This is a genomic window from Bacillus sp. FJAT-44742 (assembly GCF_002797315.1).
Lineage (GTDB): Bacteria > Bacillota > Bacilli > Bacillales > Marinococcaceae > Thalassorhabdus > Thalassorhabdus alkalitolerans.
The window spans coordinates 2,457,166-2,469,816 of record NZ_KZ454936.1 but is presented as its reverse complement, the minus strand read 5'-3'; the positions used below and the strand labels follow the sequence as shown (position 1 = coordinate 2,469,816).

Sequence of the window (12,651 nt, the reverse complement as noted above, 5' to 3'; positions counted from 1 at the left end):
AAATTTTGATACCCTATAAGGGAATGCTTAACGAAAACGAGAGAATGGAAATTATGAAATGAGGTGCTTGCATGAAATCTTTTGAAAAATCCAAGGCAGCATTTAACAAAGCCGAGCCACTGATGCCAGGTGGAGTGAACAGCCCTGTTAGAGCATATAAAGGGGTAAAACATGACCCTGTATACATGGAAAGAGGAGAAGGAGCCCGAATTTTTGATTTGGATGGAAATGAATACATTGACTACGTGTTATCATGGGGACCTCTCATTCTTGGACATGCTGACTCACATGTAGTAGAACAGCTGAAGACGGTTACAGAAAAAGGAACGAGCTTCGGAGCAAGTCATGAAATGGAAATTAAACTTGCAGAGCTTGTAATTGAGCGAGTTCCTTCTATTGAAGTGGTTAGAATGGTAAACTCAGGCACAGAAGCAACAATGAGTGCATTACGTTTGGCCAGAGGGTACACAGGGAGAAATAAAATTGTAAAAATGGAAGGCTGTTACCACGGTCACGGGGATTCTCTATTGATCAAAGCAGGATCAGGTGTTGCCACTCTAGGGCTGCCGGACAGTCCAGGTGTCCCTAAAGGGGTAGCAGAAAATACACTGACCGTTCCATACAATGATATTGAAAGCCTAAAGCTGGCCTTTGAGAAGTTTGGTGACGACATTGCTGGAGTCATTCTAGAGCCGGTAGCAGGGAATATGGGAGTCGTTCCTCCTAAGGCGGGATTTTTGGAAGAGGTCAGGCAGCTGACAGAAGAAAAGGGAAGCCTTCTTATCTTTGATGAAGTGATGACAGGATTTAGAACCGGCTACCACTGTGCTCAAGGAGAGTTTGGAGTCACACCTGACCTTACCTGCTTAGGAAAAGTTATTGGAGGAGGTCTTCCGGTAGGTGCCTTTGGAGGCAAAAGAGAAATCATGGAACAAATTGCCCCAAGCGGTCCCATATATCAGGCAGGGACCTTGTCAGGTAATCCCCTTGCTATGACTGCAGGATTTGAAACGCTGAACCAGCTTACTGAGGAGAATTATGAAACATTTAATAAACTGGGCAAGCGTTTGGCAGAAGGGTTATCTGAAGCCGCAGAACGCCATGGAATCCCACATACTACAAATCATGCAGGTTCTATGGTAGGCTTCTTCTTCACAAACGAAGAAGTTGTGGACTTTGAGAGTGCCCGCACTTCAGATTTAGACTTGTTTGCAAAATATTTCAAAGAAATGATGCAGCAAGGTATCTCTCTTCCTCCATCTCAGTTTGAAGGGATGTTTTTATCAACGAAGCACACAGAAGAAGATATTGAAGCGACAATTAACGCAGCAGAAAAAGCTTTTGAGAAAATCAAATAAGAATAAAACCCTCTGGCCGAGCCAGGGGGTTTTTTTGGAAGCTGAGTACTTGTCCCAGGGTAACCACTTTACTTTCTTCTTGAAAAGGAGTGTTCACCTGGTAGATAGAATGACTACCGACCTGACAAAACAAAAGAGAGGGAATAGGGAAGAAACAATGAGATTATTCATAAAAACTTCTTTGAGGTCATAGAGTGTAATTGTACACCCAGCCCTGAAACGGACAGCTAGAACTTAATAGAAGACTGTGTTGATTATGTGAAATAAAGGAGGACGTTATTGTGACTCATGAGCATGCCTCAACCCTTTCCTTTAATATTGAGGAGTCTGTTTGGCTGAATAAAGGCCAAAAAATCCAGGAAATTATCTCTCTGGGACTAGAACCAGACATTAGAATTGAGGAACATGAAGAACAGGTAGTGATTAAGGGTGGTCTCCATTTAAAGGGAGAATACTATATTCAAGACAAAGAGGAAGATTCTTTACAAGATGACCATCGGGCTAACTTACAAGTAGTAGAAGAAGCTACAGTAAATAAAAATGGAGAAGCAGAGATTGAACATTTCTTTCCCATTGACGTCACCATTCCTTTACATCGTATACAGAACTTAGATGATATTTTCGTACAGGTTGAAGGATTTGATTATGACCTTCCTGACCCTGGGTGTATTCAGCTAACAGCCGATATAACTATATCTGGCATGAAAGAAGAGCATAAAAGTGGAAAACAGAAATCAAGCCGTCCCTACACTGAAAATTGGCCTGAGTCATTTCCTTCCTTTTTCACCGAAGCAAAAAAGGAAGCCGATCAGCCGAGGTATGAACAAGAGGAAGATGTAGAAGTAAAAGAAAGGGATAATATCTTCCCGTCAATGAAGCAAGGTAATGAAGAAATCCAAGAGAGGAATACGGAGCTTCCCGAAGCTGAAGAAAGTGAAAGTCAGGTAAGTGTCTATTATAAAAAGGATCCAGAAGAGTTGGCAGCCTATAAAGAGGTTAGTGAACGGACTAGCAGCCTAGAAGAGAATCAAAGACTGAAAGCAGTAGAGCCAGAAGAAAAAGCTGAGCAAACAGAAGAAACAGAGGAAATAGAGGAAACAGAAGAAACAGAAGAAACAATAGAAACAGAGGAATATCCTGAAGATCAGGTGCGGCATCAAGAGATAACAGAGGAGGAGCTGATTGAGCCTGAAGAGGAAAAAACCGTTCCTTTGAACAGGGAAGAAGAACAAACCGTGGTTTCTTTTGAGCCGAGATCAGAAGAACAGGAAAAAAGTGAGGAAGCTGAAGAACAAGAGACTGAGCCGGCTGTATCCTCTTCCACTAAGGATGAGAACTCTTTATATTTAACAAAGGTACTCACGAAGGGCGAAGAGGAATTTTCCCGATTGAAAATGTGCATCATTCAAGAAAATGAATCGCTAGATACCATTGCGAAAAGATATGATCTTACAACTTCTCATCTCCTTAGAGTAAACAGGCTGGATAGTGAACATATTGAAGAAGGAGAAATTCTGTATATTCCTGTAACAGCCTCTCGAAAAAATGAATCTTGAAATTAAGCAGACCCTGCAGAGTTACGGGTTAAAGCCAAACAAGTGGGAAAGGATTGGAAACGTCTATAAGGTTGAATGCTATCAGGGAACCTTTGCTTTGAAACAATCACAGTTTCCAGCTGATTCCCTGGATCGTTTTTTACAAACCATGCGTTACTTTGAGAGAGAGCAAATATACTCTGTTGTTCCTTTATATCCAAACCGCTACGGAGACTTTGCAGTACAAGGAAGTAACGCCACGTATTACCTTATGCCCTGGGTGCTTGAAGACACGAGACACGCTGCCGGGAAAGAAGAACGTATACTTGAGACGCTGGGACTTATGCATCGATTTAGCGAAAGAATGGAAGAAAGTGCAGATGAGTACGTAACTTCTTTTGGGGAACAAGTGCAGCGAAAAAAGGAAAGGGAATTGTTAGAACTGGAACGATATGCTGATGAAATAGAACGCAAACATTACTTCTCTCCTTTTGAGCTTGCGGTCCTGACTCATTTTCCTTTTATCCATCAGCTTTACCAGGAATCACAAAAGCACTTTAACACCTGGCTTGAGATCAGCAGAGAAAAACAGCAAGTTCGGACTGTGAGGTGCCATGGATGTCCATCAGTAGAACATGCAGTCATAGACAGCCAGCGAAACACGTATTTAATTAACTTTGAAAAAACAAGAGACGACAGTCCGGCATGGGACCTCGCATATTTTTTTAGGGACAGCTTTGAAAAGGGGTTATGGGACAACATAGATGCTTATCGTTGGATAACGGTATATGAAAAACAGTTTCCATTAGCGGAAGCGGATCGTTCCTTATTTTTGAGCCACCTGCTTTCTCCCTATTCGTTGATTTCTCCTATAAAAGAATATCAAGCAAAGAGGTCAAGGGCCTTAGAAAAAGAGTATGTCAGGTTGGTGGAGCTTCACGTCCGGCTGTATAAACGCTTATATGGCTTTTCCTCTCATTTATACGAGCAGCATTATAAACAATCCCCTTCCTGAGCGGAAGGGGATTGTTTTCTAATAGGAAGTGACCAACCGTGTATGATTAAGATGTAAAAAGGAAATACAAGTAAAGAATAAGGAGAAATATCAAAAGGAAAACGTCTACTGTAGTGGGGAGAAATAACGTTCTGAGTAACTGAAAGCAGACCAAAGGCAAAAGGAGCTGTGCAAAAGCCTGCCGCAGCCGCTTCATCCATAAAGGCCAGCGAAACCGGCGCTTTTTTTTCTTGTGCGGGGGCTTATATGGAGGGGGACCGTAATAACCTGGATAATGTCCCATAAAATCAAGACTCCTTCAAAGTATTATTGTATAGTTTATGCACGTACGTTTGAATTGTTGCGGAGAAGTGAGCTGATAGAAACAAGTAACAAAAACACACGAATCATTGACGAAAAAAACAGTTTAAGAGTAAAATATAATATAATACTGTAGTGTTATACATACATTTATAATCATGCTATGAGAGGAAGAAGTACATTCCTATCCACCTTCAGAGAGAGGAACTCCAGGCTGTAAAGTTCCTTAGGCAGGAAGAATGGAAAGTCATCCTTGAGCAGCTTCTTTGAACAGAACAGTAGGAGAAGCCGGGAACATCCGTTATCTGTCCAGAGTGTACAGCATTGCTTTATACATATGTTGCTGTGAACAAAGGTGGCACCGCGAATGGCTCTCTTCGTCCTTTGATGAGGAGAGTCTTTTTTTATGATATTTTTTAGTGATGGTACTCAAATTGATGTCATAACAGCAATCAGGAAGATGGATGACAAACGTCTCAACTGATGCTAATTAAGGAGTGAGAATGAATATGTCGAATAAAGAAGTTTCAATGCCTACAAAATATAATCCTCAGGAAACTGAAGCAAAATGGTATCCGTACTGGCTTGAAGGGAAGTTCTTTGAAGCAGAAAGAGATGAAAAGAAAGAACCTTACACGATAGTTATCCCTCCCCCAAACGTTACGGGCCGTTTACATTTAGGACACGCCTGGGATGCAACGCTGCAGGATATTATTGCCCGGTCAAAAAGGATGCAGGGCTACGATATGCTTTGGCTTCCAGGCATGGATCACGCCGGGATTGCAACACAGGCAAAGGTGGAAGGCAAGCTCAAAGAAGAAGGTAAAAGCCGTTATGATCTTGGAAGAGAAAAGTTCCTTGAAACTTCTTGGGAATGGAAAAAAGAATATGCAGACTTTATCCGTCAACAGTGGTCTAAAGTTGGTTTGTCGCTGGACTACTCACGTGAACGTTTTACCTTGGACGAAGGACTTTCCCAGGCAGTAAAAGAAGTATTTGTCCGACTCTATAACAAAGGATTAATTTACCGGGGAGAATATATTATTAACTGGGACCCATCGACCCAGACGGCTTTATCAGATATTGAAGTGGAGTATAAGGACCTGCAGGGTCACTTTTATCATATGAAATATCCTTTGGCTGATGGTTCCGGCCGCCACATTGAAGTCGCGACAACTCGACCTGAAACGATGCTTGGAGATACTGCGGTGGCTGTTCATCCAGAGGATGAACGATATAAAGACCTGATCGGAAAGAAAGTGACTCTCCCTATTGTAGGGAGAGAAATAGAAATTGTGGCTGATGATTATGTAGATATGGAATTTGGATCCGGAGCTGTGAAGATCACTCCTGCCCATGATCCTAATGATTTTGAAATTGGAAACCGCCATAACCTTGAGCGAGTTCTTGTGATGGATGAAGGCGGAAAAATGAATGAAAATGCAGGGAAATACCAGGGATTGGATCGGTTTGAATGTCGAAAGCAAATTGTAAAAGATCTTCAGGATGAAGGGATTCTGTTTGAAATTGAAGATCATGTACACTCTGTCGGACATTCAGAAAGAAGCGGGGCGGTAGTCGAGCCATATTTATCTACCCAGTGGTTTGTAAAAATGGAGCCTTTGGCAGACGCAGCACTTGACCTGCAGAAGAAAGAGGAAGAAAAAGTTCACTTTGTACCTGACCGTTTTGAAAAAACCTATCTAAGATGGATGGAAAATATCCGTGACTGGTGTATTTCCCGTCAGCTGTGGTGGGGACACAGAATTCCTGCCTGGTATCACAAGGAAACAGGTGAGTTACATGTAAGTACAGAGCCACCTGCTGACAGTGAGAACTGGGAGCAGGATGAAGACGTGCTTGATACATGGTTCAGTTCTGCACTATGGCCTTTTTCCACTATGGGATGGCCGGATGAAGAAGCAGAAGATTACAAACGCTACTATCCTACAGACGTCCTTGTTACTGGTTATGATATTATCTTCTTCTGGGTTTCACGGATGATCTTTCAAGGCCTTGAGTTTACTGGCAAGCGTCCGTTTAAGGACGTACTGATCCATGGCCTGGTGCGTGATGCGGAAGGCAGGAAAATGAGCAAATCTCTTGGTAACGGGGTAGACCCGATGGATGTCATTGATAAATACGGAGCAGATGCCCTGCGCTTCTTCCTTGCGACAAGCACCAGTCCAGGAAATGACCTTCGTTTTCACTGGGAGAAGGTAGAGTCTACTTGGAACTTTGGGAACAAGATATGGAATGCCTCTCGATTTGCTCTCATGAACATGGAAGGGTTAAGCTATGAAAACATCGATATAAGCGGAGAAAAAACAATCGCTGACCGCTGGATTCTCACTCGGCTGCAGGAAACCATCGATGATGTAACGCGCTTGATGGATACCTATGAATTTGGCGAAGTAGGACGTCTTCTTTACAACTTTATTTGGGATGATCTGTGTGACTGGTACATTGAAATGGCGAAGCTCCCGCTTTATGGGGAAGATGAAGAAGCGAAGAAAACCACACGATCTGTGCTGGCTTACGTTCTTGATCAGACCATGCGTCTTCTCCATCCGTTTATGCCGTTTATTACAGAGGAAATTTGGCAGCATCTTCCCCACAAAGGAAAGTCGATTACTGTGGCTTCCTGGCCGACATCTGAGCAAAATCTAAAGGATACAAGCGCAGTAAAGGATATGGAGCTGTTAAAAGAGATCATCCGTTCCGTACGTAACACAAGAGCAGAAATGAACGTTCCCCCTAGCAAAGAAATTGAAATTCAAATACAGGCAGCAAATGAAGAGAGACTAAATCAGCTGGAAAGAGGCAAGGCCTATCTTGAAAAATTCTGTAACCCTGAAACGATGACGATAGGAACAAACCTTACTCCACCTGACAAATCTCTTTCTCAGGTGTTGACAGGAGCAGAATTATTTCTTCCGCTGGCAGGGCTTATCGATTTGGAAGAGGAAATTGCCCGTTTGGAAAAAGAAAAAGAAAAACTTAATAAAGAAGTAGAGCGGGTGCAAAAGAAGCTTTCAAATGAAGGATTTGTCAAAAAAGCTCCTCAGAAAGTCGTTGATGAAGAAAAAGCAAAAGAACAGGATTATTTGGAAAAACGAGATAAGGTGATTGCAAGAATTGAGGAGCTGAAAGCGTAGGAGTTAGTATGACAGGGATGCCACCGCATATATTCCGCGGTGGCTCTTTGTTCATTTAAGAAGGGAGAAACAACAATGAATACATATGAGGAAGCGAAAGAATGGTTACATAGCCTTGTGCCTTTAGGAATCAAGCCAGGATTAGAAAGAGTAAACTATATGCTGGATGCCCTTGGAAATCCTGAGCGGAGTATTAAGTCTATTCAAGTGGGCGGGACAAATGGAAAAGGATCGACGGTTACTTTTTTAAGGTACATGATGAACGAAGCCGGCCTTGAAGTCGGGACTTTTACCTCTCCTTATATCACCCATTTCCGCGAAAGAATTTCAGTTAACGGACATTCAATATCCAAAGAAGATTTCCTTGAATATGCAGCGGCTGTGAAACCTTTGACAGAGCAGCTTGCTACTACACCTCTTGGAGCACCAACAGAGTTTGAAGTCCTGACAGTGATTGCTGCTCTTTACTTTGCAAAAAAGGCTTACCCAGATGTTGTGATTTGGGAAGTAGGCTTAGGAGGGAGATTCGACTCTACCACTGCTATGCACCCAATGGTTAGTGTGATCACAAATGTAGGTCACGATCACCAGCATATTTTAGGAGAGACCATTCCGGAGATTGCAAAAGAAAAAGCAGGGATTGTAAAATCCGGCGTGCCTCTGATTACGTGCGAAGATAAGCCAGAAGCTCTTGCCATATTTAAAGAGACCGTGGAGCAAAATCGCACGAAAATGTATACATTAGGAAAAGAATTTTTTATAAACAATAATAATGAGGCTGAAACTGGCTCGAGCTTTTCTTTTTCTTCTATGTTCAAACATTACCCTGAGCTCCGTATTGAGATGGAAGGTGAGCATCAAGTGAAAAACGCTGCTGCTGCTCTGATGGCGATTGGGTATTTAAAAATGTTTTATGCTCTTCCCGTGGATGACGATCACATCAGTAACGGGCTGAAAAAGGCGAACTGGCCGGGAAGGTTTGAAATTATTAAGGAAAAGCCAACAATCATCCTTGATGGAGCTCATAACAAAGAGGGAATGGAAAGTTTGGCCAAAGCGCTGAATAGACGTTACCCTGATAAAGCTGTGCATATTATCTTTGCTATGACAAAAGAAAAGAACGCCTATGAACTCCTTTTGCCCTTGTCATCTCTTCGCATAGGGTCTGCTTTTGCAGCACCGTTTGATTTTCCAAGGGCTGCTTCTCCAGCTGAAATAAAAGAGAAGTCTCCTTTTGAGATGCAGGAAGTGCCAAATTGGCAGACGGCTATGGAGGAAGCAAAGAAATCTGCATCCATGAATGATGTCATTGTCATTTGTGGGTCCTTATACTTCATTTCTGAAATAAAACAGTAAATAAGAAGCCGGATGTTCATTTATAAAGAACATCTGGCTTTTTTAATAAAAGCTCCTTAAGAAGAAGTTATACACGTTTAAAAAAAGTTTTTATGGTACAATAAATTGAACAACTTGGAAAAAACTTGATAAAATAATTCACTATAATGAAAGGCAGGTGTTGTGGTGGCCTGGATCTTAGGAGTCTATTTTTTTATGGCAGGTCTTACAATGGGTTCATTTTTCAATGTGGCTGGTTTGCGAGTTCCCATTGGTACTTCGGTAGTTTCTCCTCGTTCTCATTGCCCTTCTTGTCATACCCCATTAACGTTCATTGACTTAATTCCTTTCTTTTCCTACTTCTTTCTAAAAGGCAAGTGTCGCACATGCCGTATTTCCATATCCCTCTTTTACCCGCTTATAGAGCTTTCCACCGGGCTCTTGTTTTTATCTGCCTGGCTTGTATTTGGCTTTACATGGGAGCTTGCACTATCGCTTGTTTTTCTTTCCATGTGCATGATTATTACTGTAAGTGACCTGGCATACATGATTATTCCTGATAAGGTACTCCTTACTGCTGGGGGCGTTCTTCTATTTTTAAGAATGAGCGTCGCTCCATTAGATCCATGGTGGGGTCCGTTTGCAGGAGCTTTCACAGGCTTTGTTCTCCTTTATGTTATCGCCCTGGTAAGCAATGGGGGAATCGGAGGTGGAGATATTAAGCTGTTTGCTGTCCTTGGCCTTATGTTTGGCTGGAAAGAAGTACTTCTCGTCTTTTTCTTATCCATATGTATAGGCAGTATGATAGGTGGAATAGGAATGATAACAGGCCGGGTAGCAAAGGGGAAGCCTCTCCCTTTTGGCCCCTTTATCGTCTTAGGAGCTTTGATTTGCCTTTTCAGTGGTGAAAAAGTCATAAAGTGGTATACAGGCTTATACTTATAAATAAGTGGTTAAGGTTAGGTAAATAAATTGTTGAAGATGTCAGAACGAACAGACTAAAAAGTCCTGAACAAGGCGACAAATGTCTTGTTCTTTTTTACAAGGCGTATGATAAGGTGAAATCAGTACAGAGGACAGGCTAATGAACAGAAAGGCTACGTGGGAAGGGGTTTATGTTCATGAGTAAAGATAATAATAACCGTCTCTCCTTTAAGTTGTATGGTAAGGATGAAGAGAAAGAAAGGGAGTCCAAGCCTCTTTCTTTTACGGAAAAAGAGGATGGAAAGGAGAAGGAAGATGACGATTCGTCCCCGCAGCTGAAAGTCATTGACTTTGGAAAAAAGAAAAAACAATGGAAAGAAAAGACAGCCCCCTTTTGGGATGATGGTAAGAGAGATTTGAGTCCCGGCCTCCCCTTTAATCGTAAAAAAAAGAAAAATGAACGACGCTTTCAGGATACTTTCAAAGGTTTGCCGTTAAAGATATCTATGATTATTGGCGGAGCAATGGTTATGGGATTATTGTTTGGCTTTATTGTTCTTCATTTATTAACTGGCAGCCCAGGAGGCGAAGCGAGCACATCTTCCTCTGCACTTCCTGCCTCAGCTGAACAGTCTTCTGCAGTTGCTGCTTCCTATAACAATGAGTTGAATCTTAATATAGTGCAGGCTGGAGCTTTTTCGACTCTTGAAAAAGGAGAAGAGATGAAAGCAGGGTTAGAACAGAAAGGGTTCCCAACATTATTAACCGACGACGGTGATTTATATTATTTGCTGGTAGGGATGATGCCCTCCCGGGAAAATGCTTCTGTAATGCAGTCTTATTATAATGAGCAGGGAAGTGAAGTATTCCTGAAAACCAGAAACATACCTGCTCCTGTTCTGGATTCATGGAGTGATGACGGTAAGCTTTGGTTTGAAAAGAGCCGCTCTTCACTGGAGAGCTTACTTGACCAATCAGGAAGCGCTATAAGCAGTTCCGCAAGTGTGGAGCTGTCGCAAGATGCAGCCGAAGCAGAGCAGTTATACGAGAAAGTGAAAGGAGAAATTCCCGAAGAAGGACAGGCTTTCTTTGAAAACTTAAAAATAGCTTTTGAAAAAGCTGAAAATGGCTCCTCTGCACAAGAGAGTCATCAGGAAGCAATGAAAACAGTACTTTCTTATGAGAAATTTATTGAAGGTGTAGAATAGAACAAACGTTTCTCGAAGGTTTCAGAATATTATTGAAAATATATGGGGCATTTGGTAAACTAGACCTGCACCTTGTACAATAGATACATTACGTATCTTATTGAAAAGGTGGTTGCCCCTTATGAATTCTCTTATTTTAGCCTCAGGATCCCCCCGGCGCAAAGAACTTCTTTCCACACTAGGTTTTTCCTTCACAGTCGTAAAAAGCAACATCCCCGAGGAAATAATTCCTGGTAATTCTCCTGCAAGTACGGTAGAACGCTTAGCTGTTCATAAAGCAAAGCATGTAGCAAAAGACTTCCCAGAGAGTGTAGTTATTGGTGCAGATACAGTTGTAGTATTCAATAATACGATTCTGGGCAAGCCAAAGAGTGAAAAAGAGGCCAGAACAATGTTAGCGGATTTATCTGATGCTACGCACCACGTTTATACCGGCGTATCGATAATTTCTCCTGAACAAACATTTTCCTTTCACCAGAAGACAGATGTGACTTTTTATCCTTTACGTTCTGAAGAAATAGAAAGTTACGTGAAGACAAAAGATCCTTTTGATAAAGCAGGAAGTTACGGAATTCAAGGCATAGGCTCCTTTTTAGTGAAAGAAATACATGGTGATTACTTTAATGTTGTCGGGCTTCCTGTTGCTCGTTTAGTGAGAGAACTAAGAAAATATGACGTTTATCCCTATTTTAATAACTGAGGAATCGGTCTCTTCTCCCTGCAGAAGAGGGGAAGGGATCGGCCCTTACCATATTAAAGGAGGAAACAATTTGACAGATTCTTCATTTCTTATTAAGGATGTGCCATTACGTGAAAGACCAAGGGAAAAGATGGTAAAAGAAGGTCCAGACCGGCTCTCTACAAATGAATTGTTAGCGATCCTGCTCCGTACCGGTACCAAAAACGCATCGGTGATGCACGTTGCTCAGGAACTGCTTTATCAATTCGACAGTCTTCACCTTTTAAAGGAAGCCACCATAGAAGAGCTCACTAAAGTAAAAGGGATAGGTATTTCAAAGGCGGTGGAAATCAGAGCTGCTCTTGAGCTTGGCAAAAGAATCTATACATATCAGGCAGATGAACGCTACGTCATTCGGAGTCCAGAAGATGTGTCCAGATATGTAATGGAAGAAATGCGGTTTTTAACACAGGAACATTTCGTCGTTCTTTGTCTGAATACAAAAAATCAAGTTCTTCATCGACAAACTCTTTTTATAGGAAGTTTAAATTCAAGCATTGTCCATCCAAGAGAATTGTTTAAAGAAGCGTTAAAACGTTCAGCCGCTTCGGTAATATGCCTTCATAATCACCCCTCAGGAGACCCCACACCAAGTAAAGAGGATATTGAAGTGACCAAACGCTTAATTGAATGTGGACGAATCATAGGAATAGAAGTCCTTGATCATGTCATTATTGGGGACAGGCAATTTATCAGCTTGAAGGAAAAAGGCTGTATATAGTAAAGTACTCTACCCCTATCAGGAATAACCTCTCTAATTCCCACTTTTCTAGGTCTCAGTCCCTCCATTGATTTTCTATTACTCATACAAAATAATTAAATTTTCAAAACCAAACGTTTAGGCTATTTTTTTTTAATAAGATTAAGTATAATAAAGACTAGTTGTGAAATTCGGCTTATGTGAAGAGCATTTTCCCTTATATTTCACATCTTTTACTGAAGGCAGAGGCATTCAGAGGAGGATGGACCAAGGCAGCAGGGTCTTCGCTTACCAAAGCGAATGATAAGGAGATGCTCTCATTTTTGTGCCAAAAGATGGAAAGTTCCTGTATAAGATGAACACATGTTTTCTAAAAAGG

The 12,651-nt window shown here is 41.7% G+C and carries 10 protein-coding genes and 1 other annotated feature; of the genes, 9 read left to right on the top strand and 1 reads right to left on the bottom strand.

What is annotated here, in order from left to right; translation table 11 throughout:
* Positions 1-71: 71 nt before the first annotated feature.
* The 3 genes from hemL (at position 72) to CEF17_RS12315 (ending at position 3,908) form a co-directional block, all read left to right on the top strand.
* Positions 72-1,358 carry a glutamate-1-semialdehyde 2,1-aminomutase gene (gene hemL, locus CEF17_RS12325; RefSeq protein ID WP_100399788.1) on the top strand — a complete coding sequence of 429 codons (1,287 nt, stop codon included), beginning with the start codon at positions 72-74 and terminating at the stop codon, positions 1,356-1,358.
* A 281-nt stretch (positions 1,359-1,639) separates the two neighbouring features.
* Positions 1,640-2,914: a LysM peptidoglycan-binding domain-containing protein gene (locus CEF17_RS12320; RefSeq protein ID WP_100399787.1), complete on the top strand. Its 1,275-nt coding sequence runs from the start codon at positions 1,640-1,642 to the stop codon at positions 2,912-2,914.
* Complete coding sequence (locus CEF17_RS12315; protein ID WP_100399786.1) at positions 2,904-3,908, top strand: protein kinase family protein; 1,005 nt, start codon at positions 2,904-2,906, stop codon at positions 3,906-3,908. Before CEF17_RS12320 ends, CEF17_RS12315 begins: the two co-directional genes overlap by 11 nt.
* Here CEF17_RS12315 and CEF17_RS20405 read toward each other — a convergent pair.
* Positions 3,887-4,108, bottom strand: coding sequence for a hypothetical protein (locus CEF17_RS20405; RefSeq protein WP_198508967.1), 222 nt, complete (start codon positions 4,106-4,108; stop codon positions 3,887-3,889). The genes CEF17_RS12315 and CEF17_RS20405 overlap by 22 nt on opposite strands.
* A gap of 254 nt (positions 4,109-4,362) precedes the next feature.
* Positions 4,363-4,596 (top strand) — a binding site (T-box leader).
* 121 nt (positions 4,597-4,717) lie between these two features.
* On the opposite strand from CEF17_RS20405, the gene CEF17_RS12305 reads away from it, so the two are divergent.
* The 6 genes from CEF17_RS12305 to radC all read left to right on the top strand — a co-directional run bounded on the left by CEF17_RS12305 (position 4,718) and on the right by radC (position 12,293).
* Positions 4,718-7,366 (top strand): valine--tRNA ligase, encoded by a 2,649-nt coding sequence (locus CEF17_RS12305; RefSeq protein WP_100399784.1) that lies wholly within the window; start codon positions 4,718-4,720, stop codon positions 7,364-7,366.
* Positions 7,367-7,441: 75 nt separating this feature from the next.
* Complete coding sequence (locus CEF17_RS12300; RefSeq protein ID WP_100399783.1) at positions 7,442-8,722, top strand: bifunctional folylpolyglutamate synthase/dihydrofolate synthase; 1,281 nt, start codon at positions 7,442-7,444, stop codon at positions 8,720-8,722.
* A gap of 195 nt (positions 8,723-8,917) precedes the next feature.
* Entirely contained in the window at positions 8,918-9,646 is a 729-nt protein-coding gene (locus CEF17_RS12295) for a prepilin peptidase (protein ID WP_100399782.1), read from the top strand.
* Between the two features lie 176 nt (positions 9,647-9,822).
* Positions 9,823-10,833, top strand: coding sequence for an SPOR domain-containing protein (locus tag CEF17_RS12290; protein WP_157843030.1), 1,011 nt, complete (start codon positions 9,823-9,825; stop codon positions 10,831-10,833).
* A gap of 121 nt (positions 10,834-10,954) precedes the next feature.
* Positions 10,955-11,533: a Maf family protein gene (locus CEF17_RS12285; RefSeq protein ID WP_100399780.1), complete on the top strand. Its 579-nt coding sequence runs from the start codon at positions 10,955-10,957 to the stop codon at positions 11,531-11,533.
* 70 nt (positions 11,534-11,603) lie between these two features.
* A complete protein-coding gene (gene radC / locus CEF17_RS12280) occupies positions 11,604-12,293 on the top strand; it encodes a RadC family protein (RefSeq protein ID WP_269799453.1) in 690 nt (229 codons plus the stop codon).
* The last annotated feature ends 358 nt before the right edge of the window (positions 12,294-12,651 follow it).

Bases quoted from the DNA above. Each gene is read 5' to 3' on its own strand.
- hemL (WP_100399788.1), top strand. From the start codon at position 72: ATGAAATCTTTTGAAAAATCCAAGGCAGCATTTAACAAAGCCGAGCCA.
- CEF17_RS12315 (WP_100399786.1), top strand. From the start codon at position 2,904: ATGAATCTTGAAATTAAGCAGACCCTGCAGAGTTACGGGTTAAAGCCA.
- CEF17_RS20405 (WP_198508967.1), bottom strand. From the start codon at position 4,108: ATGGATGAAGCGGCTGCGGCAGGCTTTTGCACAGCTCCTTTTGCCTTT.
- CEF17_RS12305 (WP_100399784.1), top strand. From the start codon at position 4,718: ATGTCGAATAAAGAAGTTTCAATGCCTACAAAATATAATCCTCAGGAA.
- CEF17_RS12300 (WP_100399783.1), top strand. From the start codon at position 7,442: ATGAATACATATGAGGAAGCGAAAGAATGGTTACATAGCCTTGTGCCT.
- CEF17_RS12295 (WP_100399782.1), top strand. From the start codon at position 8,918: ATGGCAGGTCTTACAATGGGTTCATTTTTCAATGTGGCTGGTTTGCGA.
- CEF17_RS12290 (WP_157843030.1), top strand. From the start codon at position 9,823: ATGAGTAAAGATAATAATAACCGTCTCTCCTTTAAGTTGTATGGTAAG.
- CEF17_RS12285 (WP_100399780.1), top strand. From the start codon at position 10,955: ATGAATTCTCTTATTTTAGCCTCAGGATCCCCCCGGCGCAAAGAACTT.